This is a genomic window from Microbacterium sp. SL75, from assembly GCF_026625865.1.
Taxonomy (GTDB): Bacteria; Actinomycetota; Actinomycetes; order Actinomycetales; family Microbacteriaceae; genus Microbacterium.
In genome coordinates this window covers 2,088,580-2,113,267 of sequence record NZ_CP113067.1, presented here as the reverse complement: position 1 = coordinate 2,113,267, position 24,688 = coordinate 2,088,580, and the positions used below count along the sequence as shown (strand labels likewise).

At 68.1% G+C, this 24,688-nt stretch carries 20 protein-coding genes; 11 read left to right on the top strand and 9 right to left on the bottom strand.

Annotated features, from left to right (window positions below; all coding sequences use genetic code 11):
• Positions 1-28: 28 nt before the first annotated feature.
• Positions 29-2,071, bottom strand: a complete 2,043-nt coding sequence (locus tag OVA17_RS09860; protein ID WP_267786379.1) for an acyltransferase family protein — start codon at positions 2,069-2,071, stop codon at positions 29-31.
• Between the two features lie 7 nt (positions 2,072-2,078).
• Complete coding sequence (gene glf / locus OVA17_RS09855) at positions 2,079-3,215, bottom strand: UDP-galactopyranose mutase (protein ID WP_267786378.1); 1,137 nt, start codon at positions 3,213-3,215, stop codon at positions 2,079-2,081.
• Positions 3,216-3,382: 167 nt separating this feature from the next.
• On the opposite strand from glf, the gene OVA17_RS09850 reads away from it, so the two are divergent.
• The 8 genes from OVA17_RS09850 to OVA17_RS09815 are packed head-to-tail and all read left to right on the top strand — an operon-like array spanning position 3,383 to position 13,066.
• Positions 3,383-5,299 carry a DUF6541 family protein gene (locus OVA17_RS09850; protein ID WP_267786377.1) on the top strand — a complete coding sequence of 639 codons (1,917 nt, stop codon included), beginning with the start codon at positions 3,383-3,385 and terminating at the stop codon, positions 5,297-5,299.
• A 1-nt stretch (position 5,300) separates the two neighbouring features.
• Positions 5,301-6,497, top strand: a complete 1,197-nt coding sequence (locus tag OVA17_RS09845; RefSeq protein ID WP_267786376.1) for a glycosyltransferase family 4 protein — start codon at positions 5,301-5,303, stop codon at positions 6,495-6,497.
• Entirely contained in the window at positions 6,494-7,690 is a 1,197-nt protein-coding gene (locus tag OVA17_RS09840; RefSeq protein ID WP_267786374.1) for a glycosyltransferase family 2 protein, read from the top strand. The genes OVA17_RS09845 and OVA17_RS09840 overlap by 4 nt, the downstream gene beginning before the upstream one ends.
• A complete protein-coding gene (locus tag OVA17_RS09835) occupies positions 7,690-8,817 on the top strand; it encodes a glycosyltransferase family 4 protein (RefSeq protein ID WP_267786373.1) in 1,128 nt (375 codons plus the stop codon). Before OVA17_RS09840 ends, OVA17_RS09835 begins: the two co-directional genes overlap by 1 nt.
• On the top strand, positions 8,814-10,058 hold the full coding sequence (locus OVA17_RS09830; protein ID WP_267786372.1) for a lipopolysaccharide biosynthesis protein: 1,245 nt from the start codon (positions 8,814-8,816) through the stop codon (positions 10,056-10,058). The genes OVA17_RS09835 and OVA17_RS09830 overlap by 4 nt, the downstream gene beginning before the upstream one ends.
• Positions 10,059-10,095: 37 nt before the next feature.
• Positions 10,096-11,157: a glycosyltransferase family 4 protein gene (locus OVA17_RS09825; protein WP_267786371.1), complete on the top strand. Its 1,062-nt coding sequence runs from the start codon at positions 10,096-10,098 to the stop codon at positions 11,155-11,157.
• Positions 11,158-11,194: 37 nt separating this feature from the next.
• The gene (locus OVA17_RS09820; protein ID WP_267786370.1) at positions 11,195-12,076 is read left to right on the top strand and encodes a glycosyltransferase family 2 protein; all 882 of its coding nucleotides are present in this window, start codon (positions 11,195-11,197) and stop codon (positions 12,074-12,076) included.
• A 48-nt stretch (positions 12,077-12,124) separates the two neighbouring features.
• The gene (locus OVA17_RS09815) at positions 12,125-13,066 is read left to right on the top strand and encodes a UDP-glucuronic acid decarboxylase family protein (protein ID WP_267786369.1); all 942 of its coding nucleotides are present in this window, start codon (positions 12,125-12,127) and stop codon (positions 13,064-13,066) included.
• Between the two features lie 66 nt (positions 13,067-13,132).
• Here the strand turns inward: OVA17_RS09815 and OVA17_RS09810 are convergent, their stop codons facing one another.
• From OVA17_RS09810 to OVA17_RS09800, 3 genes are read right to left on the bottom strand one after another with little or no spacing between them, the layout of a single operon-like run.
• Positions 13,133-14,011, bottom strand: a complete 879-nt coding sequence (locus OVA17_RS09810) for an alpha-1,2-fucosyltransferase (protein WP_267786368.1) — start codon at positions 14,009-14,011, stop codon at positions 13,133-13,135.
• Positions 14,008-15,186: a lipopolysaccharide biosynthesis protein gene (locus tag OVA17_RS09805; RefSeq protein ID WP_267786367.1), complete on the bottom strand. Its 1,179-nt coding sequence runs from the start codon at positions 15,184-15,186 to the stop codon at positions 14,008-14,010. Before OVA17_RS09805 ends, OVA17_RS09810 begins: the two co-directional genes overlap by 4 nt.
• Positions 15,187-15,245: 59 nt before the next feature.
• A complete protein-coding gene (locus tag OVA17_RS09800) occupies positions 15,246-16,847 on the bottom strand; it encodes a DUF2142 domain-containing protein (protein ID WP_267786366.1) in 1,602 nt (533 codons plus the stop codon).
• A 164-nt stretch (positions 16,848-17,011) separates the two neighbouring features.
• On the opposite strand from OVA17_RS09800, the gene OVA17_RS09795 reads away from it, so the two are divergent.
• Together OVA17_RS09795 and OVA17_RS09790 are read left to right on the top strand one after the other, a co-directional pair.
• On the top strand, positions 17,012-18,067 hold the full coding sequence (locus OVA17_RS09795) for a glycosyltransferase family 2 protein (protein WP_267786365.1): 1,056 nt from the start codon (positions 17,012-17,014) through the stop codon (positions 18,065-18,067).
• Positions 18,064-19,155 (top strand): UDP-N-acetylglucosamine 2-epimerase, encoded by a 1,092-nt coding sequence (locus tag OVA17_RS09790; RefSeq protein ID WP_267786364.1) that lies wholly within the window; start codon positions 18,064-18,066, stop codon positions 19,153-19,155. Before OVA17_RS09795 ends, OVA17_RS09790 begins: the two co-directional genes overlap by 4 nt.
• A 50-nt stretch (positions 19,156-19,205) precedes the next feature.
• Here the strand turns inward: OVA17_RS09790 and OVA17_RS09785 are convergent, their stop codons facing one another.
• Complete coding sequence (locus OVA17_RS09785; RefSeq protein WP_267786363.1) at positions 19,206-19,619, bottom strand: DUF2304 domain-containing protein; 414 nt, start codon at positions 19,617-19,619, stop codon at positions 19,206-19,208.
• Positions 19,616-20,344 (bottom strand): glycosyltransferase family 2 protein, encoded by a 729-nt coding sequence (locus tag OVA17_RS09780; RefSeq protein WP_267786362.1) that lies wholly within the window; start codon positions 20,342-20,344, stop codon positions 19,616-19,618. The genes OVA17_RS09785 and OVA17_RS09780 overlap by 4 nt, the downstream gene beginning before the upstream one ends.
• Positions 20,345-21,188: 844 nt before the next feature.
• Here OVA17_RS09780 and OVA17_RS09775 point away from each other — a divergent pair.
• The gene (locus OVA17_RS09775; RefSeq protein ID WP_267786361.1) at positions 21,189-22,574 is read left to right on the top strand and encodes a CgeB family protein; all 1,386 of its coding nucleotides are present in this window, start codon (positions 21,189-21,191) and stop codon (positions 22,572-22,574) included.
• Here OVA17_RS09775 and OVA17_RS09770 read toward each other — a convergent pair.
• Positions 22,571-23,767, bottom strand: coding sequence for an ABC transporter ATP-binding protein (locus OVA17_RS09770; protein ID WP_267786360.1), 1,197 nt, complete (start codon positions 23,765-23,767; stop codon positions 22,571-22,573). The genes OVA17_RS09775 and OVA17_RS09770 overlap by 4 nt on opposite strands.
• Complete coding sequence (locus tag OVA17_RS09765) at positions 23,767-24,678, bottom strand: ABC transporter permease (protein ID WP_267786359.1); 912 nt, start codon at positions 24,676-24,678, stop codon at positions 23,767-23,769. Before OVA17_RS09765 ends, OVA17_RS09770 begins: the two co-directional genes overlap by 1 nt.
• Between the last annotated feature and the right edge of the window lie 10 nt (positions 24,679-24,688).

The following is a 24,688-nucleotide window of genomic DNA, read 5'->3' as shown; positions in this document are numbered from 1 at the left end:
CGACGCGGGACGCCTGTGCATCCGCGGCTCAGCCGATCGTGGCCGGAAGCTGCTCGGCCAGGGACGGACTGAGCGTACGCGCATAGAGGCGGCTGAGGTGGTTGTCGTCGCGATAGACCGCGACGTTCCCGATCTCGCCGACGCAGAGGTCGTCGGGGCAGATCCACGGCGTGAGGTCGACGAGGTGCAGACCCGGGCGGTCGAGGTCGTCGGCGGGGTTCCGATCGGCGAGCGATGCCGACCGCGGAACCGCGCAGTCGAGCGGATCGTCGGACCCGACCACGCAGTCGTACATGTTGAAGGCGAAGCGCGGGTTGTCGCGGACGCCCAGCACCGGCACCCCCGCGCCGTCCATCCGGTCGAGGAAGCGTTCGATTCCCGGGCGCAGTCGCTCGTCGTCCTCCCCGGCATCCGAGCGCGTCACGACCGTCAGCGCCGCATCGGGTCGCACTCGTTCGACGAGCTCGATGGCCGCCTCGCGCCACCCGTCGCAGCGCTCGTCCATGCCCGGCTCGTCGAGACCCATCGAGCAGCCCCCCTTGATGAGGAAGACCACGCCCCACCCGTTCGCCTCGGCCGCCGGAAGCAGGGCGCTCGTGATCTGCTGCGCGTGCGAGTCGCCGATCACGGCGATGGTGTGGCGGGCCCGCGGGGTGCCGGTGGTCTCGGAGCAGGTCCCGCGCAGCATCTCGACATCGTTCGCCCACTCCCCCGAGCACTCGCGGTCTAAGTGGACCCACTCGTCGTCGATCAGGGTCGGAAGCGGCAGCAGCGGGGCGTCGGCCGGAGGTTTCGACAACGAAGGATCGCGCAGCACGGCGGCCCCGGGATTGGCTTGCAGCGCCCGAGCCTCGATCGCGCGCTCCTGCACCCAGGCCGACGCCTGCCAGGCTCCGACGGGAACGGCCACGACGGCGACGGCGACCGTGAGGACCACCACCGGTACCAGAGCGGAAGTGTCGGTCCTCCGCCAGGCACGCACGGGACGGTCGACGGCCCAGGTCAACAGCCGCGCGAGCAGCAGCGACAGCACGATGATCCCCGCGCCGCCCACCAAGCCCACCTCGGTGCGGCCGTTCACGACGAGGAAGGTCACCAGAATCGGCCAGTGCACGAGATACAGCGCATAGGCATCGCGCCCCACGGCCTGGAGCGGGCGCGACGACAGCACACGCGCGAGCGAGAACCGCCCGGTCTCGCCCGATCCCGACACCACGATGGCCGCAGCGCACAGCACCGGCCACAGCGCCAGGAACCCGGGAAAACCGCCCTGGACGTCGAGTACGGCACCCAGCACGAGAAGTCCGACGAGGCCCGCCCACCCGATCAAGGTGCGGGCGATCGCGCCGAACCTCACACGGGGCAACGCGATGACCAGCAGGGATCCCGCGGCGAACTCCCACAGTCGCGCCCCGGTGTCGAAGTAGGCGAGCTGCTGCGCCGACGCGGTGCGCACGACCGAGTAGACGAACGAGCTCGCGAAGACGGCGCCGAAGACCACCCCCACCACGCGATCGGCAGACCATCCGCGACGCCGGACCACGATCTGGCACGCCCAGAGCAGGATCACCCACAACACGAAGGCCTGCCCCTGCACCGACATCGACCAGAAGTGCTGCAGCGGGCTTGGCACATCGGTGCGCGCGTAGTAGTCCACCGCCTCGGCGGCCAGGAACCAGTTCTGCACGTAGCCGAGGCAGGCCCACGCCTGCTCGGCGATCGAGCGGTGCATGGTCTCGGGGTAGAGCGTCCAGACCACCGCCAGGATGCCGACCAGGGTCACGGCCGCGGCCGGCAGCAACCGCCGGAACACACCGAGCAGGTGTCGGATCGGACGCACCGGGGCGGGGCCCGCCATCCGGCGCACGAACCCGCGGGTGAGGAAGAACGCCGAGAGCATCAGGAAGACGTCGACGCCACCCGAGACCCGGCCGAACCACACGTGGTACGACACGACCAGCAGGATGGCGACGGCGCGCAACCCGTCGATGTCGCGACGGTACGCCCAACGCCCCTCGGTCTCCCGCTGTGCGGGCACGGGGCGGGTGGGCGACCCGAGGGTCAGCTGCACGAGGACATCACGCGAGCTGGTTGTTCCACATCGACAGGGCGGAACCGATGGCCATGTGCATGTCGAGGTACTGGTAGGTGCCCAGACGCCCACCGAAGTGCACGTCGCGCTCGCCCTTGGTCAGCTCGCGGTAAGCCAGCAGGCCCGCGCGGTCGTCGGCGGTGTTGACCGGGTAGTACGGCTCGTCGGCGCGCGTGGCGAAGCGCGAGTACTCGCGCACGACGACCGTCTTGTCGGTCGGGTACCGGTCGGCGCGCTCGGGGTGGAAGTGCTTGAACTCGTGGATGCGCGTGTACGGCACGTCGGCGTCGGCGTAGTTCATCACGCTGGTGCCCTGGAAGTCGCCGATCGGCAGCACCTCCTGCTCGAAGTCGAGGGTGCGCCACGACAGCTCGCCCTCGGCGTAGTCGAAGTAGCGGTCCACGGGCCCGGTGTAGACCACGGGCACCTGGCCGACGGTCGCCTTCTTGTTCAGCGGCTGCGACTCGTCGAAGTAGTCGGTGGAGAGCTTGACGTCGATGTTCGGGTGGTCCGCCATGCGCTCCAGCCACGCGGTGTAGCCGTCGACGGGCAGACCCTCCCACGTGTCGTTGAAGTAGCGGTTGTCGTAGGTGTAGCGAACGGGCAGGCGCGAGATGACCTCGGCGGGCAGGTCCTTCGGATCGGTCTGCCACTGCTTCGCGGTGTAGTCGCGGATGAAAGCCTCGTACAGGGGCCGACCGATCAGGGCGATCCCGCGTTCCTCGAGGTTCGCGGCATCCTTCGCATCGAACTCCCCGGCGAGCTCGTGCACGAGCGCGCGTGCCTGGTCAGGCGTGTACGCGGCTTGGAAGAACTGGTTGATGGTGCCGAGGTTGATCGGCAGGGGGAAGACCACGTTCTTGTGGGTCGTGTACACGCGGTGCACGTAGTTCGTGAACTGCGTGAAGCGGTTGACGTACTCCCACACCGTCGGGTTGGAGGTGTGGAAGAGGTGAGCACCGTACTGGTGCACCTCGATACCCGTCTCGGGTTCGTCCGCCGAGTAGGCGTTGCCGCCGATGTGGTGACGGCGGTCGATGACCGTGACCTTGCGGCCCGCGGCGGCGGCACGCTCGGCGATGGTGAGGCCGAAGAAGCCGGAACCGACGATGAGGAGGTCCATGAAATGCTGCGTCTTTCGTGTCGAGGGTGGGGGCACGACCCCGCGGGAGACGTCCGCTCGATACTACCCGGGGCGCATCCGAGCCCCCGCGGCCGCGCTCAGCGGCCCCGCAGAGACCGTCCGATACGATGGCGTGTCGAAACGGCCGCGGACGGAGACGGAATTGCATGGGTGACTGGATCAGCGCGGTCCCGGCGTACCTCGCGGTCGCTGCCGTCCTGATCATCCCCGGCGCCGCCGTGGTCGTCGCAGGCTGGGGCTGGCGGAGCCCTCAGCGCCTGCTCCTCGCCCCGGCCATCTCGGTCACGATCGCCGCCGCCGCGGCATCCGTCGCTCCCCTCGTGGGTCTGCGGTGGAACCTGATCCCCCTCGCCCTGGTCACGCTCCTGGTCGTCGGCATCGCGCTCGTCCTCCGCCGCTTCGCCGGGGTCGACGCCGCTCCCGCCGCACGCCGGACCGGCCTGGTCGCGCTGCTGTCGCTGGCGGCGACGGCCCTCGTCAGCGCCGTCATGTTCGCTCGCGCGTTCGGCGCTCCCGGCAACATCGCGCAGCGCTTCGACAACATCGTCCACCTGAACGCGATCGCCCTCGGCCTGCAGAACGGCAGCGCTTCGCCGTTCCAGATCGGGTCGACCTCCGACATCGGCTTCTATCCGAACGCCTGGCACGCCCTCACCACCCTCGGCGCCGAGTTGACGGGCGCGAGCGTCCCCGTCGCGGTGAACGGATCGAACCTGGCGATCGTGTCGATCCTCTGGCCCGCCTCAGCGATGGCTCTCGCCGGGGCCTTCTTCGCCCAGCGCCGCACCGCCTATGTCGTCTCCGCCGCGCTGTCGACGGGGTTCGGGGCTTTCCCCGCCCTGTTCTTCAACTGGGGCGTGCTGTACCCCAACCTCGTCGGTTACGCGATGCTCCCCGCGGCCCTCGCGGTCATCGTGACGATGCTGCCAGAGCGCGGCGCGCCCGCCCTGGTACGCTCGGCTCTCCTCGTCGCCCTGCTGGCCGGCGGGACCTTCCTCGGCCACCCCAACGCGTTCCTGAGTCTGTTGTTCTTCGCCGCCGCCGTCGTGGTCACCACCTTCGCGGTGCGCGCGATCACCGACCGCACCCGCGGAGCTCTTCTCGGGCTGTTGATCTCGGTCGTCGCTTTCGCCGTGGCGATGGCGGGCACCGTCGCGGTCTTCCGCACGGGGGCCGAGCACTCGGGCTGGGCCCCGTGGCAGCAGCTGTCGCAGTCGCTCGGCGAGGGCCTGTTCGCCGCGCCCCGCGGGTTCACCCCGACCGTGGTCGCATCCCTGCTGCTGATCGCGGGCTTCATCGCCGTTGCGCGCCGCCCGCGTCTGCTACCGGTCCTGGCTCCCTTCGCCGTCGCCGTGCTGCTGTTCGCCGTGGCCTCGGGCCTGCGCATCGACAGTCCCCTGCGTCAGCTGCTCACCAACCCCTGGTACAACGACTCGAACCGGCTCGCCGCGCTCCTGCCGCTGGTGGCCATCCCCGTCGCCACCCTCGGCGCTCTCGCGATCGTCGATCTCGTCCGAGCGGGGGTTCGTGGTCGACGCGTGCCGGGATGGCTCCACGTCGGCGCCGTCGTCGTCGGCGTCGCCGCCGTGTTCTCGGTCGCGATCGGGCCGAACGTGCGCATCGCGCTCAGCCAGGTGCACGAGGCCTACGCCTACACCGACAGCTCCCTGATCCTGTCATCCGACGAAGAGGCCCTGCTCGAACGCCTCGACGACGAGACGCCCCCCGACGCCCTCATCGCCGGGAGCCCCCGGACGGGTGCCTCTCTCGCTCTCGCCTTCGCCGACCGCCAGGTGACCCAGAAGCACGTCTTCGGCAACCCCTCCCCCGAGCTGCTCTTCCTCAACGCTCATCTGCGCGACATCGACTCCGACCCGGCCGTGTGCCGCACGGTCGACGAGCTCGGCATCGACTACGTGCTCGACTTCGGCACCCAGGACGTCATCAATCCGGCGGGCGCCGCGGAATACAACGGCATTCAGGACCTCACTGCCGGCACGCACCTCGTGCTCGTGGACTCCCAGGGTCCCGCCGCGCGGCTTTTCCGCATCGAGGGGTGCTGACGTGTCGCGCGCCTCGACCGTGGCGGTCGCCTACGACTGCCTGTTCCCGTACTCCACCGGCGGCGGCGAGCGACAGTACCGTGCCTTCGCCGACGAGCTGGGCCGCACGGGCCTCGACGTCGACTACCTGACCGCCGTGCAGTGGGATGCCGCGACCCCGGGGGAAGAGCACTTCCGCGTCGTGCCGGTCGCCGGCCGTCTCTCGCTCTACTCCGCCGATGGGGTCCGCCGCATCCCCGCCGCGCTGCGCTATGCGGCGGGACTGTTCGGCGCACTCCTGCGCCGCCGCCGCCGTTACGCGGCCGTCATCGTCAGCGGCCTGCCCATCTTCAATGTGTTCGCGGCTCGACTCGCCCTGCTCGGCTCCGGGACGCGCCTCGTGGTGGACTACCTCGAGGTGTGGCACCGCCGTCAGTGGATCGAGTACTCGGGCGTCGTCACCGGCACGATCGCCTGGGTCCTGCAGCGCGCGGCCATCGCGATCACCCCGCTGGCCACCTGCCACTCCCAGCTCTCGGCCACGCGTCTTCGTCGTGAGGGGCTGCGTCGTGCGCCCCTCGTCAGCCCCGGGCTCATCGACGGCGCCGCCGAGGTGGCTCCCCCCTCGTCGGCCGCGACTCCGCCGTACGTGCTGTACGTCGGCCGCCACATCCCCGACAAGCGCGTCGAGGTGCTCCCCGCCGCCGTCGCGGCGGCGCGCGAGAACCTCCCCGACCTCCGCCTGGTCGTGCTGGGCACCGGGCCCAGCTCCGAGGCGGTGCGCGCCGAGGTGCGACGCGTCGGCGGCGAGGACTGGACCGACTTTCCGGGCTTCGTGTCGGATGCCGAACTCGACGCGCTCCTGCACGGCGCGCTCACCCTGGCCAACCCGTCGCGGCGCGAGGGGTACGGCCTCGTCGTCGTCGAGGCCAACGCCCACGGCACGCCCGTGATCCTCGTCGCCGACGAAGGCAACGCCGCGACGGAACTCATCGACGACGGCGTCAATGGCGTCGTCTCCCCCACCACCCGCCCCGCCGATCTCGCCCGGGCCATCCGGGACGTCGCCGCCGGCGGTGACGACCTGCGCCGCACCTCGCGCGCCTGGTACGACACCGCCGTCGGCACACGCACCATCCGCCGAACCGTGGACGGGATCCGCGCAGCCCTCGCGCTGCCCGCACCGACCGCGGTGAAGACGAAAGAAGACACCCCGTGACCACTCCCGCACCGTCCGACGTCGAATTGACGATCCTCATGCCGTGCCTCAACGAGGTCGAGACGCTGGAGGTCTGCATCCGCAAGGCGCAGGGCTTCCTCGAGCGCAGCGGCATCCGGGGCGAGGTCCTGATCTCCGACAACGGCAGCACCGACGGCTCGCAGGCCCTCGCTGAGCGTCTCGGCGCGCGCGTCTCGCACGCCCCGCGTCGCGGATACGGCGCCGCTCTCATCAACGGCATCGAGACGGCCCGCGGCCGGTACATCATCATGGCCGACGCCGACGACAGCTACGACTTCGAGAACCTCGAGCCCTTCGTCGAGCGCCTGCGCGCCGGCGCCGACCTCGTCATGGGCAATCGCTTCCGCGGGGGCATCGAGCCGGGCGCCATGCCCCCGCTGCACAAGTACCTCGGAAACCCGGTGCTCTCGTTCATCGGCGAGCTGTTCTTCAAGCCCGGCATCCGGGACTTCCACTGCGGCCTGCGCGGATTCAACCGCGCCCGTATCCGCGAGCTCGACCTGCAGACCACCGGCATGGAGTTCGCCTCCGAGATGGTCGTGCGCGCCTCGCTCGCCCGCTTCCGCATCGAAGAGGTCCCCACGACCCTCAAGAAAGACGGTCGCTCGCGCCCGCCGCACCTGCGCAGCTGGCATGACGGGTGGCGTCACCTGCGCTTCCTCCTGCTGTTCGCTCCGCGCTGGCTCTTCGTCTACCCGGGTCTCGTGGCCTTCTTCTTCGGCGCCATCGCGGTCGGCGTGCTGTCGTTCGGCGGGGTCCGCATCGGCGACGTGGGCTTCGACGTGACGACCATGGTCTACGCGAGCGCGCTGTGCGTGATCGGGTTCCAGTCCCTGCTGTTCTTCTGGTTGACCAAGCTCTACGCCACGCAGGAGGGGTTCCTCCCCACGAGCGAGAGATACCGGCGCATCGTGGCGAAGTGGTCGGCCGAGCGCGGTCTGCTGATCGGTGTGGGCCTGTTCCTCCTCGGCATCGTCATCGGCATCGTGCAGGTGGCTCTGTGGGGCAACCTCGACTTCGGGGCGCAGAACGCCGCCCAGGCCGTGCGCATCGCCGTCCCCAGCGCGCTGTTGATCATCCTCGGCTTCCAGACCGCGATGATGAGCTTCTTCTCGGGCGTGCTGACCACGCCCCGGCGCGAGCAGCGCCCCGAAGCCGTCATCGAGAGCTGATGGCCGAGCGCCGAATCCTCGTCGACCTCCTCGGGTTCACCGGCTCACGCGGGGGCACCGAGACCTACGTCCGCGAACTGCTGCCCCGTATCGCAGGCCTTCTGCCGGAGACGCGCTTCGCCGCGGTGACCGGTCGTGCCGGCACCGACCGCGTGTCGGCCTTCTTCCCCGGCCACGTGCAGACGGTGCCGTGGGTGGGCTCCGACCCGGCGACGTGGGCCCTCGGCGCGGTCGCGTCGACCGATCTGCTCGCGCGGCGGGGCCGGGCCGACCTGGTGTGGGCACCGGCCAACTTCGGGCCCGTCTTCCGCGGCGTCCCGCGCGTGGTCACCGTGCACGACGCGATCTACGACGAGGTGCCCGGCGGCCTCGCCCACCGCGCGCAGCGCGCGGTGACGTCGACCCTCATGCGTCGTTCGGCGCAGACCGCCGACCGTGTGATCACGGTGTCGCACGCGGCGGCCCACAGCATCGAGCGCTTTCTCGGCGTTCCCGCCGGTCTCATCTCGGTGGTGCACAACGGCAGCTCCGAACCGCGACCCGTCGCCGAGCCCGACGGCATCCTGTCGCCCTTCGCGCTGCCGGCGGGCCGACCCCTCGTGCTGAGCGTCGGCAACCGCATGCCGCACAAGAACTTCCCGGGGCTGCTCGCCGCTCTCGCGACCATCTCCCCCGCCGATCGACCCGTCACGGTCATCGCGGGCAGCCGCCTGCCCGATCCGCTCGCCGGCGACGTGACGCGGCTGGGCCTGGAGCGCGACGTGATCCTGCCCGGCTGGGTCAGCGACGAGCAACTCGAGGCGCTCTACCAAGCCGCCGCCCTCTACGTCTGCCCCTCCCTCGCCGAGGGCTTCGGCCTCCCCGTCGTCGATGCACTGCGCCGGCGCGTTCCCGTCCTCGCCCACGATGTCCCCGTCCTGCGGGAGGTCGGCGGCGACGCGGCTCACTACGCCGATGCGACGGATGCCGACGCCTTCGGCGCCGCGATCACGGCGGCGTTGCGGACTCCCGCCGACGACGCCGCGCGGTCCGAGGCCCAGCGGTGGGCGTCGCGCTTCACCTGGGACGCCGCGGCCGAGGCGACCGCGGGCGTGCTCGATGCCGTTCGCCGGGGGGCACGACGATGACGGCCGCACCCTCGATGAAGCGGCGCCTGCTCGGGTTCCTCCTCATCCCCGCGATCGCGGCCCTCTCGCCCCTCATCGCCCTCCCCGCGGTCACCGCGATCGCCGGCCAGGCGGGGTGGGCGAGCGCGATAGCGGGCGAGTCGATCGGAACCTTCGCTGCTATCGCGATCGGCTGGGGATGGGCCACCGTCGGTCCGGCTCTCATCTCCATCGCCGCCGATGATGACGAGCGAGCGCGCCTCTACCGCGAGTCGATCGCCGTACGTCTGTCGATCTCGATCCTCGCTCTCCCCGCGCTCGCCGTCATCTGCTGGTTCGTCGCGTCTCCCGGTTCGGAGTGGCTCACCATCCTGATGGGGATGCAGGGCGCTCTCATCGCCCTGTCGTTCACGTGGTTCTGCGCCGGGGTGGGAGACCCCCGCACGATCGTCGTCTTCGATGCCGCTCCGCGTCTTCTGGCGAACCTCGCCGCGGCCGGACTCGTCCTGACGACCGGGGTCGTCGTGCTCTATCCCCTCGCGGGAATCCTCGTCACGCTCGTGGGGACCTCGATCTTCACGCTGCGCTTGCTGCGGCGGCATCCGGGACCGTGGCCGCGCCCACGGGATCTGCCGAGACTCCTCCGTACGAATCTCGCGGTGGCGCTGAACGATGCGGGCCTCAGCGGGTACTCGAGCGTGCCCGCCCCCGTCGTCAACGTCACCGCGCTCCCCGCGGCGGCCAGCGGCTACGCGACGGCCGACAAGATGCTCAAGCTCGGGCAGTTCATCCCGATGACCCTCGCCAACGCGCTCCAGGCGTGGGTCGGTGAGGCCCACGGGCCCCACCGCGGCCGTCGGATGCGTCTGGCCATCGGGCTCTCCGCCGCCACCGGTCTGCTCGGATGGGCGGGTCTGGCCCTGGTCGGTCCCTGGCTCACCCAGGCTTACCTCCCGGCCGCCCCGGCCCCCTTCGACATCCTCTTCGTCATGGGCCTGGTGTTCTTCTTCTTCTCAATCCGCACGGCCGTGGCGCGCCTCGTGCTCTTCCCGGCGGGACAGGCCTCCGCCGTCATGCGCGCCACCCTCGTCGCCACGGCGGCCGGAATCCCCCTCATGATCGGCCTCGGCATCGCCTGGGGCCCGATCGGTGCGGGACTCGGCTACGCCTTCACCGAGGGAGCCGCGGCTCTCCTGCTCACCCGCCGCTGCCTGCGGGTGCTGCACGATCTGCGCCACACCCCCGCCGAGGCCGCGGCGTGAGCCCTCACGCTCTGCGCCCCCACGAAAGGACCGCGCGATGACCATCGCCGTCAACGGCCGCTTCCTCATCGACTCCTTCGGCGGAGTACGCCGCTTCGCCACGGAGCTGACGCACCATCTCGCGCAGTCGCGTGACGACGTGGTGCTGCTGGTGCCGGCATCGGCCGACACCTCCAGCGTGGCGGGAATCCGCACCGAAACGGTCGGGCGGCTCGCCGGCCCCCCGTGGGAACAGCTCGAGCTGCCCCGGTGGCTGCGTCGCCACGGCTCACCCCTCCTGCTGAATCTGGCGAACATCGCTCCCGTGTCGTACCGCCGCCAGATCACCGTGCTCCACGACATCGCCCCCGCCATCCGGCCCCAGGACTTCACCGTGCCGTTCCGCGTGCAGTGGCAGTTCGCGGTCCGGTTCGGGATGCTGCGCCGCGGTCAGCGGCTCGTCACCGTCAGCCACGCGTCCCAGCGCGAGATCGCCGAGCGATTCGGGGTCGATCCTGCGACCATCGAGGTCGTCTACGAGGGGGCGGACAGCCTCCCTCTCGCACCCCGACAGGCGCCTTCGAGCGACCGCGGAACGCGCGTGGTCGCCTTCGGCCGTCACGGCGCGGCCAAGAACACCCGCGCGGTGATCGACGCTCTTGCACTCCTGCCCGAGTCCTCCGACGTCGAGGTCGAATTCGTCGGCAACCTCGACCCGGAGCTGGCTCCGCACGCGGCCTCTCGTGGCATCGATCCCGAGCGGATCCGATGGACCGGTCCGGTGAGCGACGACGAGCTCGCCGCCGCTTTCGCCCGCGCGGATGCGTTCGTGTGGCCGTCCCTGCACGAAGGGTTCGGCCTGCCGCCGCTCGAGGCGCAGCGGCTGGGCGCGCCCGTCCTGGCATCCGACATCCCCATCAATCGGGAGATCCTGGGCGATTCCGCGCGGTACTTCGCGCCGACACAGCCGCAAGAGCTGGCATCCCTCCTCTCGGAGATCTCCGCCTCCCCCGATCTGCGAACCACACTGTCCGAGGCGAGTCTCGCCAACGCGACGCGGTTCACGTGGGATGCCACGACCTCAGCCTGGAACCGGATCCTCGACCGCGAGGCGCGCTGATTCCCCACCCGACCGCTCAGACAGGCACAATCGTCTGGTGAACATCGGTTTCGTCGTGACCACCCTGGGACGCCTGGATCCCCTCCGCGCCCTTCTGACATCGCTCGAGGGGCAGCTGCACGAAGGCGACCACGTCGTCCTCGTCGCGCAGGGGGCGCAAGACGAGGTCGCCGCCCTGGCCGCGGAGTTCGCCGAGCGCGGCGTCGCCGTGTCGGCGACGACCTCGGGACGAGGTGCCTCCCTCGGACGTAACACCGGGGTGGCGGCCCTCCCCGCCGGTGAAGCCGTCGTGACCTTCCCGAACGACAACACGACCTATCCGGCCGGCACCGTGTCCGCCCTGCACGACGCCGTCGACGACGCGACCTTCCGCGCCGGGGGGTTCACCTCGTGGGACGAGCGCGGACCGAAGACGACGCTTCCCGAGCCGGGCACCCCTCTCGACAAGTACAACGTGTGGTCGGTGATCGAGATGGGGATCCTGATGCGACGCTCCCTCTTCGACGCCGTCGGCGGTTTCGACGAGCGGATGGGGCCGGGAGCCTCGACACCGTGGCAGGTGGCCGAGGGAACCGACCTCTTACTGCGCGCCCTGGCGCACGACCCGGGTCTCGTCCGCGACTTCCGGTGGCTGCCGGCATCCGTCCACGTCGACGGGATCTCGACCGGTTTCGGTCTCGGCGCCGCCGAGCGTCGCCGCAAGCTCCGCGCCTATGGGCGGGGAACCGGCCGCGCTTTCGCGACGCACGGCTACCCGCTGTGGTGGCGGGCGGCGTTCACCGGCGCGGGTCTGCTCTACGGCGTGCGCAATCCCCGGCCGATCACTCTCCTGGACGGCTGGCCCATGTTCGTGGGACGCCTCGAGGGCGCCCTGGGTCGGACGTTCGGCCAGGCCCGGATGGTGTCGACCACCCGCTGACCGGCGTCTTCCCCGGGCATCGTGGACCCCCGCTGATAGGGTGGGGAAGTGTCATCCAGAGTTCTGATCACCGGCGGAGCCGGCTTCATCGGGTCCCACTTGTCGGAACGCCTCCTCGCCGAGGGCAACGAGGTCATCTGCGTCGACAACTTCTTCACGGGTTCCCGCCGCAACGTCGAGCACCTCTTCGACAACCCGCGTTTCGAGCTGATGCGTCACGACGTGACCTTCCCGCTCTACGTCGAGGTCGACCAGATCTACAACCTGGCGTGCCCCGCCTCCCCGGTGCACTACCAGCACGACCCGGTGCAGACCACCAAGACCAGCGTCATGGGTGCGATCAACATGCTCGGTCTCGCCAAGCGCCTGCGTGTGCCGATCCTGCAGGCCTCGACCTCCGAGGTCTACGGCGACCCCGCCGTTCACCCCCAGACCGAGGACTACTGGGGCAACGTCAACCCCATCGGCACCCGCTCCTGCTACGACGAAGGGAAGCGCGCCGCCGAGACGCTCTTCTTCGACTACCGCCGTCAGCACGACCTGTCGATCAAGGTCATCCGCATCTTCAACACCTACGGCCCCCGCATGCACCCCAACGACGGCCGAGTGGTGTCGAACTTCATCGTGCAGGCGCTGCGCGGAGAGCCCATCACCATCTACGGCGACGGCTCGCAGACCCGCTCGTTCTGCTTCGTCGACGACCTCGTCGACGGCATGGTGCGCCTGATGAACACCGACCACTCGGTGACCGGTCCGATCAACGTCGGCAACCCCGGCGAGTTCACGATGCTCGAACTCGCGAACGCCGTGCTCGAGATCACCGGCAGCCCCTCGACCATCGAACACCGGCCGCTCCCCCAGGACGACCCCAAGCAGCGCCAGCCCAACATCGACCTCGCCCGTCGCGAGCTCGGCTGGGAGCCGACGATCGCGCTGCGCGCGGGCCTCGAGCGGACGGTGGAGTACTTCCGCGGGGTGCTCGCGGTCTGAGGCTCTTACCGAGAACGACGGAGCCGCCCGGTCCATCGGACCGGGCGGCTCCGTCGTCCGGGTCGGTCAGCGCGCGTCGAGGGTGATCCAATTGGGCGCGAGCAGATCGGCTTTCGCCGTCCCGCCCGATGTCCAAGGACGCGGTCCGATGATCACGGGAGAGCCTCCCCGGTGCTCCATCAGAGTTGCAGCCCACCAACTGAAGCTCGAGTTGCTCATGATCATCGCCGATCCTGACGCCATCGCCTTGATCGTGCTCCAGATGCCGAGCGAACCGTCGTCTTCGACGAAGTCGAACTGCGCGTCGACATCGGCGAGCTCGCCACGCACCAGATCCACCGAGTCGGAGAACACCCGAACCGGCAGGCGGACACCGAGATCGTCGAGCAGCCGTAGCGCGCGGCGAGCGTACGCGACCGACGCGATGAACTGACGATCCGACGGAACGGCCAGATAGTCGCCGCGGCGCAGGTGAAGCGTGACGGCCGGCTCGTCACGCATGCGCGCGAGAGCGGCCGCCTCGACCTCGGTCTCGGGCATGCCCTCCATCACATCCAGCAGACGTGGCCCCACCGTCGGAAAGTACCGCGGCGACTGAAAATAGCCCACCAGGGTCGTTCCCGGCTGGACGGAATCGATCGATGGGGAGTATCGATCCGCATCGCGTTCGAGATGGATCCGCCCCCAGCGCGTTGGGAGCGGCAGCACGCGCTCCGAGGAGATACGCACCGATCTCCAGCTCTCGCCTGCGCCCAGAACCTGCGCGGGCGTGGGAAGTGCGTCGAGCTCGAATCCACGCGTGCCCGTCACACCGAAGTGGGACCGGTCCAGGAACAGCGGAACTCCGAGACGCTCCGCCTGTTCCCACGCCGCACCGAGGATGAAGAGCTGGTTGCCCAGGCCCCCGGCGATGTAGCCGGTGATGCCTTCGCGGCGACGGTTCATCGAACACTCCGATCTGACGACACGCGTCTGAGTCTGACCATGATGGCGACGACGAGCACGCCGCACAGGACCCATCCAAGAGCTCCGAACGCCAGTAGCGTGGCACCGAGATCCGGCAGAAAGCCGAAGAAAACCGCGGCTTGCGCCCCGACCCCTAGGACCAACGTAACCGCCGCCACGCGAGACGCGTCGGAGATGAGTTGGATGAGCAGCCCCTGGAGGATGATCCAGGGCACGTAGGCCGCGGCGATAGGGACGAGGAGGGGCTTGGCGCCGGCGTAGCTCCCAGACAGGATGATGTCGATCACAGGGCCGCCCACCAACCAGAAGGCGAGGAGAAGCGCAAGGCCCGCCGCCGCCGAGACGGCGATCGAGGCGAAGACGCCGACCCGGGTGAGCTCGACGCTCTCCCTGTTGCGCGCGAATCTCGGCAAAAGGTAGAGCGACAAGGTAGACGGCAGGATGGATGAGGCCTTGACCAGGACGGCGACCGAGGCGTACTCCCCGGCGAGGGAGGCCGGAGCGAGAACGCGCAGGTAGAACACGTCGGCGCTCGTCAGCCACGCCAAGGCAATGGTGATGATCATGATGGTCGTGCCATCCGCCGTGAAGATCGACCGGCGCGGCGAGGGAGTCCGTCGTGCGGTAATCGCCGCACCCAGAGTCGCGAAACCCGTAGCCGCGACCACCGCCCCGGCGGCGCCGCCCACCCCGGCCCCCAACAGAAGCACGGGTACGGCGATCAGAACGCGCATGACGAGGGATGCCGTTGACCACCCGACTGCTGCGGTGGCGCGTCCCGCTCCCTGGATGCGGCCCACGTATGCCGCGAACAAGAAGCTCAGGGGGATGCTGACGGCTGCGGCCACCACGATGCCGAGGCTCGAACCGAGCGCAACGGCCAGTGACGGTGAGAGCACCAGGACCAGGATGCCGCCGGCCAGGCCCACGATCAGAGCATCGACGGGTACGCGCAACTTGGCGCGGGCGGTCACCGACTCGCTCCCCGCGGCCGTCTGCACCGCAACCGAATTCTGGAGGGCGGAGCTGCCGATCGCGGCGACGTTGACGATCGAGAAGAACGCCGCAAGCAATCCGAAATCGTCCGGACCGACCAGGCGCGCGGTCACAATCTGGAAGACGAAGGCGGCGACCGCGCCCACGACGCTCGCCACTCCCACCGACCCCAACGCGGTGGCATGAGATCGAATGTGTCCCCACCGACCGGTCGAGGTCACGATTGTCCGCCGTGGAGGGCCCGGCGGTCCGCCCGCGTCGTCGGCGCTCCCGCCTCCGATCCGGACGCGCCCTGGTCGACACGGACGCGGAAGGTGTCCGCCTCCTCCAGGACCCCGCCGGGACGCGGAGCACTCACCGGGCTGTCCGCCACGGGAACTCGCGGCCAGGCAATCGACAGCAGAAGGGCAACGGTCACGGCGAACGCGGCCGTGCCGATCGCCCAAAGCCCCATCGGCGACACCGGCGCATTCCACCACCACTCGATATCGCGGTCGAGGTTGACCCCCACGCGATCGAGGCCGGTGACATAACGGCGCAGGTTGACGTGCAAAGCCACGCTATTCGCCGTGACGAGCCCGATAGCCGCCACGCCGAGCTGAACGCGACCCATACCGAGAGAGGACCGCGCGAAGCCGAAGGCGGCGATTCCGGCGAACATGACGATGAGCGGGAAGACGTAGCGCGGCTGCACTCCGTTGCCGACGACGACGCCGTCATGCATGAGGATGTAGAGCGGCACCGCGATCACACCGGCGCCAACCCCCGCCAAGGCCAGCCATTTACGGGCATCGCCAAGACGCAGCCCCCAGAACACCACACCGGCGAACACCGACAGAGCCGTGACCCAGACAATGCCCGGCATGTACGTGTCGAGCCACCCCAGTCCCCAGGTGCCGAGGAAGCCCGTCAGAAGCTGTGGTAGTGCCTTGAGGTTGATAAAGAGCAGTTCGGAGAAGCTGTAGGTGTCATTCTTCACCACCGTCGCCCCGCCGACGACGGCGGATTGTCCTGCGGTGAAGAAGAGAGCTGCCGAGGCGGCCACTAGCCCCACCGGCAGCAGGAGATCGCGCAGGTATCTCCGGTCGCGGCGGAAGGCGAGAACTGCGCCAGCGATGAGAGCTAGCACCGAGTACGCCGCCGAGTCACCGCGAGAACCGGCGCCGACGATCACGAGGAGGACGGTGAGGACAGCCGCTCCCGCCTTGCGCCAGCCCGACTGCACGAAGAAGGCCCAGACCGCCACCCACAGTCCGGACGCCGAGATGACGGCCCACGAGCTCGGATTCACGCTCGCGACGATGAAGACGCCGAGAGGTACCGACGTGATCAGAGCCCCCCAGACGAGAGCTCGTCGTCCCGTGAGGGGCACCAGGAAGAAAAGGAGCGCGAGGACGCCGACGTAGAGCACAGCATTCGCCGCGCGGATGGTGACGATGGAGATGGAGAGATCATGTCCGGCGAAGGCATGCATCACGGAGTAATAGACGGGCGGGTAGGCCTCGCCGTTCCAATTACCGCGAGTGCTGAGCTTGATCGTGTCGGCGTCGAGGCGGCAATTCGCGGCTTTGTCGGGATCGAAGGCGAAGCAGCTCGAGGCTTCGAGAACATCCGCGGGGAGGGCGCGCTCAGACGGCACCCCTGTCTGCTCGCAGAGATCCGTTGAATCCGTCGTGCCGCACCAGATGCTGGCCATGTGGTAGTCGTCATCCGGGCTCGATCCGGGAGGGGATGACACGGCCCACGCCAGCAGCGCGACCAGTGCGGCAGCGATGACGAGGGCCGGGCGAACGGCGCGGCTCAAACGGCGGAGTCTCATGGATCCGGGCTCCTCGAGTGACGGGAACGAGAGAAGAAGGGCAAGAAGGAGCGACGCCGGCGGCACGGCTAGTCTGGGTGTGTGTTCCCCTGCCCCACTTCATGCTATCCGGCATGGTGCCCTGGACCTGAGCGCACCGTGACCGCCGGGGGTGACGACTGCCGATGAGCGCCCCCCTTGTCTCGCCCGACTTGAGCGTGGTGATTCCGTCCTATAACTCCGCCCCATGGCTTCCGAGCACTCTGACCGCCCTGCGGGGGGCCATCGATCGCGCCGGTGTCGCCGCCGAGGTGATCGTCGTCGACGACGGATCAACGGACGACACGGTGGCCGTCCTCCGTGGCTGGCAGGACGACAGTGTCGTCCCGGTGACGGTGCTCTCCCAGCCCAACGCCGGTCGTTTCGAGGCCCGTCGCTCGGGCCTCGAAGCCGCCTCCGCATCGACCGTCATGCTTCTCGATTCGCGCGTCTTGATCGAAGCGGACAGTCTTGCGCGTATCTGGGGTGAGGCCCAAGACGGTGTGCGTGTCTGGAATGCTCACATCGAAACTGATCCCGCCGCTCCCCTGGTCGGTCGGTTCTGGGACGTACCGACTCGACTGTTCTGGGGCCATTACCTTCGGCGTCCACGAGCGATGGTCCTCACCGCTGAGAATTTCGACTCCGCCCCGAAGGGCACGACCCTCCTGCTCGCACCCCGCGATCTGCTCACCGAGGCATTCCATCACGCTGCCCCCACCGTCGCATCGACACTGGTATCCGACGACACCAAGATCTTGCGCTGGGTCGCGGAGAACCACGGAATCCGCATCGACCCGCGTTTCTCTGCGGTCTACAGACCGCGGACGACCGTGAGAGGCTTCCTCGGGCACGCAAGAGACCGGGGCACACTTTTTGTCGACTCCTACGCGGGGACGACTCCCGCTCGATCGGCGATCCTTCTCGGGCTCGCTGTCGCCCCCATCGTCGTGCTGGGCCTGCTGACGTCTCTCGTTCTGCGGGGCAGGGCGTCCGTCGCGCTCGCCATACTGGCCGCGGGCGGTCTCACGGCGGCGGCACCCGCGATCCTCGCCGCGGTCCAACGGACCCCACGCCGCTCCGTCCTGGCTTACCTGACTTACATCGTCCCCTTCGCAGGCCCCTTCTGGGCGGGTATCGTGCGCGGCATCTTCGTCCATCGCTCCGCTTTCTCGCCTTCGTCGAAAGAACCGACCCCATGATCGTCTTTATCTACGGAACCACCGCCGAGGCCATCAAGCTCGCCCCCGTGATGCGGCGACTCGACGCGCGCGAAGTCCCTTACCAGCAATGGGTGACTTTCCAGCACACAGAGGCTTTGCGCACCGCCATGCCGCAGCTCGGTCTGCGCGCTCCCGACCGCGTGATCGCGAACGGATGGAGGGGCAAGCCTCTCAAGAAACCCGTCCACATGGTGGGCTGGATGACAACGGTCGGCCTGTGGACCCTCAAGAATCTGGGGTCACTGCGTCGCGCGTCACGACCGAGCGTCGTTCTGGTCCACGGGGACACGATGACCACCGTTCTCGGCACGTTCATCGGACGTCTCGCAGGGCTCCCCGTCGCGCACGTCGAAGCGGGCTTGCGCTCGGGCGATTGGCGACACCCCTTCCCCGAGGAGCTCGACCGTCGCATCGTTGGCCGCCTGGCTGAGGTGCACTACGCACCCACAGACGAGACGGCAAGAAACCTCGCCGGGCGTCGCAACGTCATCGTGACCCAGGGCAACACGGTCAAGGACGCGGTTCGCGATAGCGCCGCAAAACGTGCGGGCAATCCTGGTGAGGACGTCTCCGACGAACCGTACGGTCTCGTTCTTCTGCACCGATTCGAGTTCATCTCCAATCTCACCCTCGTGCGGGACACACTGCAGACATTGAATGATCAGAGCCCGGTCGCCTTACAGGTGGTAGTCGACTCGTATTCGCGCGATGCGATCGAGGAGGTCATCGGCGAGCTGGGCTTGGACCGCCTCACCACAGCTCCCAAGTTGGAGCACGCCGCCTTCGTGGAGCGTCTGCAGAACGCACAGCTGGTCGTGACCGATTCGGGCGGCGTGCAGGAAGAGTCGGCGGTGTTCGGCATCCCGACCCTCATCCACCGCATGGCGACCGAGCGGAATGAGGGCTTGGGCACCAGCGCCCTGCTCTCACGGTGGGACCAGGATGTCGTCCGGCAATTCCTTCAGGACGCCGACGCACATCGAGCCGGTAGCGACGAGGTCGCGGCTTCTCCGTCGGACATAATCGTCGAGGACCTGCTGGCTCGCGGGTACGGCACGTCCTCCTGAGCGACGGCGAGTCCGGCTTGTCACGGGCTCTCCCTCGAGGGTGGTATCGCTCAGGGCGCCGAGGGCTCCTCGGGGTCTTCGGGGTCGGCGTGTGCCCGGAAGCGCAGATCGGACGCGGTATTCGCGGCTGATTGCAAACGCGCCATGTCCGTGCGAAGGATCGCGACCTCCTCGGCGACGCGGCGGATCTCCTCCTCGGCGCGGGACAGCTCCCACGAAAGGTGGAGCGTCACGCCGATCAAGAGCGCCACGGCAAGAGCGAACAGCAGGTTCGAGGGAACGATTACTCCCAGAACCCCCGCCAGCGCGCCGAGGAGGTCGGGGAACAACGCGAGGACGAGCATGGCGGCGCCGATGAGAAGCCACATGACCGCGTACTTCTCGCGAAGGTGGCGCCGCATCAACATCGTCACGATGAGAGCGAGGATGACGAGGGCGAAGGCGATTCCGACGGGGACAATCATGCGCGGGGTCTCCGACGTAGCGCGCCGCGCATGAGCGCGAGCGAGATGGCGAACACGGACCTCACCAAGTACACGGTCGATCCGATGACGTTCTGACTGGGTTTGCCGTGCATCCGCGGCCGCATCGCGACTGGAACCTGAGTCACGGTTAGGCCGGAGTGCACCGCTTCGACGAGCGAATCGAGGGTGTCGCCGAGGTACTCCGCCGGGTAATAGCGGACGTACTGTCGGATCGCGCGCTGGTTCGCGGCTCTGAAGCCGCTGGTCACATCGGTCAGCCGCACACCCGCGACCCGGGACACCACGAAAGCAAGGAAGACCATCGCCCACTTTCGCGGGCCACGGACAGAGTAATCGCCCACGTCGGCGAACCGCGCACCGATCGAGATGTCGGCACGATCGAGGCCGTCGAGGACGAGGCGGATGTGCTCCGGATTGTGTTGGCCGTCGGCGTCCACCTGTATCGCGCGACCATACCCGCGTCGATCGGCGAAGGTGAAGCCGGTCCGCATGGCACCGCCTACACCGAGGTTGAAAGGAAGAACGAGAACCTCGGCGCCCGCGTCCCGGGCGGCGGAAGCCGTTCCGTCGACAGAACCGTCATCGATGACGATCACGTCGTACAGCGGATCGGCCGAACGGATCTCTTTCACGGTGTGTCCGACGTTGCGGACCTCATTCCACGCCGGCACGAGCACAGCGACGCGATCACCCAGTTCGGTCATAACGCTGCAATTCTAGTAGGCGGACTGCTGGGGCTCCGGGGAGCGTCGAGCCCCGTGCCTCGACGCTTCGTATACTCGGGGGATGCTGAGACGAGCCCGAGCCGTCTGGAGGCACGCCCGTTCCCTTCCCCTGCTCGCCCCCACCCTTCGGGAGGTCGACCGCTGGTGGTGGGCACGGACCATTGGTGCGGCGGACGTCGTGGACATCGACTACGTGCAGGCTCAGGGCGGTCCGCGGACGATCCGCGGAGCGATCCGGCTCTATACGCGCACGGGATATCGCAGGGATTTCGCTCTGAACCCTCTCTTCATGGAGCGTCTCGTCTCCTCCCAGCTGCCAGATGCGGGGCGTGTCCCTGCGCTCTACGCGTACCTTGTCAGCGACGCCGATGACGTAGACGTATCCGTCGCCTGGGACGCGGTGAGTTACGGTCGTCGGGTCCCGACGTCCCGGCGAGCCCCGGGCCGGGCTCTCGGGCACGCTTGGCGCGCCGCTCGCGTCTCGGGAACGATCGAGATGCCATCGAACGCGGGCGAGACAGCAGTCGACTGGAGGAAAGCGCACCGTCAGGTCGTCGAGATCCTCGCAGGAAGCGGCGACCATATCCTTCCCCCAATCACGACTGACGTCGTCGTGTGCCGATTGGCTCGAGACGAGGGCCTGCCCGCACGGCCCCTCGCAGAAGCCGTTCGGGCTGCTGATGATCTGTCGGCTGCTTTGATCGTCGCTGTTGCGCCCGGGGGCACCGAAGCGACATCCGCTGCGGCTTTGCTATGCAGCTCTCGCGTACACACGTTCCTTCTGATCGATGACGACATGCTCCTCCAGCGTGTTGAGGAGGCAATGGTCGAGGGAGCAACGCTGATCGTGCGAGGACCGCACAGCGAGATCTCCGCTCCGTCCCTGATCCAGCTCGCCGAGGCAGCTGCCCATGGCCCCGTCGCACCCCTCTGGCTCGGCTGGGACGGCGCGGTCGCCTCTGCCGGACTGGGCGTGCACGACGGGCTCCCTTTCCATCTCCTCTCAGGTGCGCCGAGCGAAGACGCCTTCGCACTCGGACCTGAGATCTTTCCGTGGCGGAGAGCGGGCATGACCTTCGCCCACCGCGCGGGAGACGCCTCGAAGACTCATCGCACACTCACCACCGTCGTCGTGCGCGCCCCCGCTTCGGACGACGACCTCGACCAGGATGCTTCGGGCATCCCCGACACCGACATCGAACCGTTGGTCGCGCAGCGCGGATGGCGAGTATCCCATTGGGGACCCTCCGGCCCGGCCTTCGCGCGCAATCCTGCGTCGGTCACCCTCGCAGATGGAAGTCGTGTCCCCTCGTTGCGATGGGCGCTGAAGATCGCCGCGCCCCCCGGTCGACCGGGTGAGGCGTGGGGCGACACCCATTTCGCCCGCGGCCTGGCCGGCGCGCTGCGACGGCGTGGTCAAGAGGTCGTCATCGACGCCTACGCCGCTCGCAACAGGTCTACGACCGGCCTCGACGACGTCTCGCTCGCACTCCGCGGCCCCGAGCACCTGGAACCGCAGGCCGACGCCCTCTCGCTGCTTTGGGTCATCAGCCATCCCGACGAGATCGCCGCCTCCGACGTAGCCGGTTTCGACGCGGTGTTCGCCGCTTCCGAAAAATGGGCAGACGAAACGTCGAGGGCGTGGGCCCGCCCGATCCTGCCCTTGTTGCAGTGCACAGATGCCGCGCGCTTCCGGCCTCAGGGGACCCTCCGAACAAACCGATTCGTTTTCGTTGGAACAGCCCGTGGGATCGCCCGACCGTCGGTGGTCGAGCCCGTCCGCGCGGGGTTGCCCGTCGATGTGTATGGACCGGATTGGCGCGGGTACATCCCCTCGGCGGTCATCCGGGCCGAGGGAGTTCCAAACGACCAGTTGCCCCGGCTGTACGAGGGCGCGCGGGCCGTGCTGAATGATCATTGGCCAGCGATGCAGCGGCACGGATTCGTCTCGAACCGCCTCTTCGACGTGGTCGCGGCGGGAGGGCGTGCAGTCAGCGACGACGTGGCCGGCATCGCCGAGCTCTTTCACGGTGCCGTCGCGACCTATCGCTCGGTTCCCGAGATGCTTCGCATCTTGGAGCACGATCTCGACGACGTTCTCCCGGACGACCGGTCTCTGGAAGCGATCTCCGCCTCCGTACGCCGCGATCACTCGTTCGACGCGCGGGCCGACACGCTCCTGCGAACAGCAATCGAGCTCCGCCGTTAGCGCTCGCCGAACGAGACCGAGACGTCCGCGGTAGTGGTCCCGAGCGTCTGCTCCGGAGTTTCGACCGTGAAGGTCGCTCCGTGGGAGATGCCATGAACCCCTCCCTCGTCCGACGCCACGGCGTTGGCGTGCACATGGTAGGTGCCAGCGCCGAGGTGGAGGGCGTCGACCCTGAAGTCGACCGTCATCTCACCCTCCATTGTCGGGAGGCTGGTGTTCAGCAGATCGGTGTTCGACGCGAACACCATGTGTCCCAACGGAGTGTTGACGCTGAACCCGGCGGCCCATCGCGAAATCGGATGGTCGGATTCGAGAGCGAGCCGGATGCCGATCGTCTCGGCCGACAGAAAGCTGCGGCGTTTCTCGCCGCGGTCATCCACGATCTCGACCCCGGAGACGCGGATGGGAGCACGTTCGGCCGCCTCCGCGGCGCTCGCCTCGTCACGACCCTCGAGGACATCGCGCAGGACACCGATCGCTTCATCGACGTCGCCATCATGGACGACCTCGCCCTTGCGGAGAACGATTCCACGATCGCAGAGCTCGGCGACCTGCTGCGCAGAATGGCTGACGAGAATGATCGTGCAACCGTTAGCGCGGAACTGGGCGATGCGATCCATGCACTTGCGTTGGAAGGCCTCGTCGCCGACGGCGAGGACCTCGTCCACGAGCAGAATGTCGGGATTGGTGTGGATGGCGACGGAGAAGGCCAGACGCACATACATCCCGGAGGAGTAAAACTTCACCGCGGTGTCGATGAAGTCTGCGATCCCGCTGAACTCGACTATCTCACCGAATCGCGCGTCGATCTCCGGACGGGTCAGGCCCAGGATCGACGCATTCAGATAGATGTTCTCACGTCCGCTCAGGTCGGGGTGAAAACCGGCCCCGAGTTCGAGCAGGGCAGCCATTCGTCCGCGGGTATGGATGGACCCGGAGGTCGGGGCGACGATCCCTCCGATGAGCTTCAGCAGCGTGCTCTTACCGGATCCATTCGCCCCCATGAGAGCGACCGTGGTACCAGCCTCGATGTCGAGGGAGACGTCCCTGACCGCGATGAAGTCCTCGCGATGGGTCTTTCCCTGACGCCCGAGGTGGACGATGCGGTCTTTTAGGCTGTTATCTCTGCGTACGCGGAAGCGTTTGCGTACCTTGTCGATGCGGACGACGACCGGGGCGTGGGCGATGCTCATCACAGCTCCTGCGCAAAATTGCCTTGCAGACGGGTGAACACCCGGTGCGAGATGAACAGGAAGACGAGTCCGACGACACCTGCAACGAGCATGCGCAACTCGAGGCCCGGGGGGTAATCCTGTGGCGTTCCCGCACCCCAGAAAGCCTTGTGGAACCCAAGAATGGCGAGCGTCAGCGGGTTGGCGAGGTAGATCTCGAGGACCCACGAGGGCAAGGAGAACCGAGCGATGACATCGCTCACCATTCGCCAGGAATACACGATCGGGGAGGCCCACATCGCAAGCATCAGGACGACATCGGTCAGGTACTGGATGTCACGCAGGTAAACATTCACGGCGCTGAGCAGCAGGCCGATCGCCGTGCCGTAGATGAGCACGAGTCCGAGCGCCGGGAAGAACCAGAGCATCTGCGCAGGTGCCGGTAGTGCTTGAAAGACCAAGGCAGCGATGACGAGGACGGCCAACTGCACCAAGAACATGAACCCGGCGCCACCGACGCTGGCGAACGGGAAGATCTCACGCGGCAGGTAGATCTTCTTGACAAGTCCCCCATTCATCAAGATGGACCCGGTGGCACCCGCCACCGTATCGTTGAAGAACTGGTAAAGCGTCAGGCCCGCGAAAAGGTAGATGGCGAAGTTCGGAATGCCTTCGGCGGCCCGGAGGAACTGCCCGAGCACAATGAAATACATCAAGAACTGGATCAGCGGCCGGATGACAGTCCAGAGGAAACCGAGGAAGCTGTCGCGGTAGCGAGCTTGCAGGTCCCGGCGGACCAGAAGGAACAGCAGATCGCGTCGAGAGTACAGCTCTCGGAGCTTCCCCCCGCGGCCGGGGAAACTCATGCCTTTGGCGTCGACCGTTGAGAACGGGAGCTCTTCCAAGGCCGCAAATCGTTCTATTTTTTCCAAGCCTGACCAT

Excerpts from the sequence above, each read along its gene's own strand:
- OVA17_RS09795 (WP_267786365.1), top strand. The coding sequence starts at position 17,012 with ATGAGCGCCCCCCTTGTCTCGCCCGACTTGAGCGTGGTGATTCCGTCC.
- OVA17_RS09835 (WP_267786373.1), top strand. The coding sequence starts at position 7,690 with ATGGCCGAGCGCCGAATCCTCGTCGACCTCCTCGGGTTCACCGGCTCA.
- OVA17_RS09775 (WP_267786361.1), top strand. The coding sequence starts at position 21,189 with ATGGTCGAGGGAGCAACGCTGATCGTGCGAGGACCGCACAGCGAGATC.
- OVA17_RS09785 (WP_267786363.1), bottom strand. The coding sequence starts at position 19,619 with ATGATTGTCCCCGTCGGAATCGCCTTCGCCCTCGTCATCCTCGCTCTC.
- OVA17_RS09770 (WP_267786360.1), bottom strand. The coding sequence starts at position 23,767 with ATGAGCATCGCCCACGCCCCGGTCGTCGTCCGCATCGACAAGGTACGC.
- OVA17_RS09790 (WP_267786364.1), top strand. The coding sequence starts at position 18,064 with ATGATCGTCTTTATCTACGGAACCACCGCCGAGGCCATCAAGCTCGCC.
- OVA17_RS09800 (WP_267786366.1), bottom strand. The coding sequence starts at position 16,847 with ATGAGACTCCGCCGTTTGAGCCGCGCCGTTCGCCCGGCCCTCGTCATC.
- OVA17_RS09825 (WP_267786371.1), top strand. The coding sequence starts at position 10,096 with ATGACCATCGCCGTCAACGGCCGCTTCCTCATCGACTCCTTCGGCGGA.
- glf (WP_267786378.1), bottom strand. The coding sequence starts at position 3,215 with ATGGACCTCCTCATCGTCGGTTCCGGCTTCTTCGGCCTCACCATCGCC.
- OVA17_RS09810 (WP_267786368.1), bottom strand. The coding sequence starts at position 14,011 with ATGAACCGTCGCCGCGAAGGCATCACCGGCTACATCGCCGGGGGCCTG.
- OVA17_RS09830 (WP_267786372.1), top strand. The coding sequence starts at position 8,814 with ATGACGGCCGCACCCTCGATGAAGCGGCGCCTGCTCGGGTTCCTCCTC.
- OVA17_RS09780 (WP_267786362.1), bottom strand. The coding sequence starts at position 20,344 with ATGACCGAACTGGGTGATCGCGTCGCTGTGCTCGTGCCGGCGTGGAAT.
- OVA17_RS09850 (WP_267786377.1), top strand. The coding sequence starts at position 3,383 with ATGGGTGACTGGATCAGCGCGGTCCCGGCGTACCTCGCGGTCGCTGCC.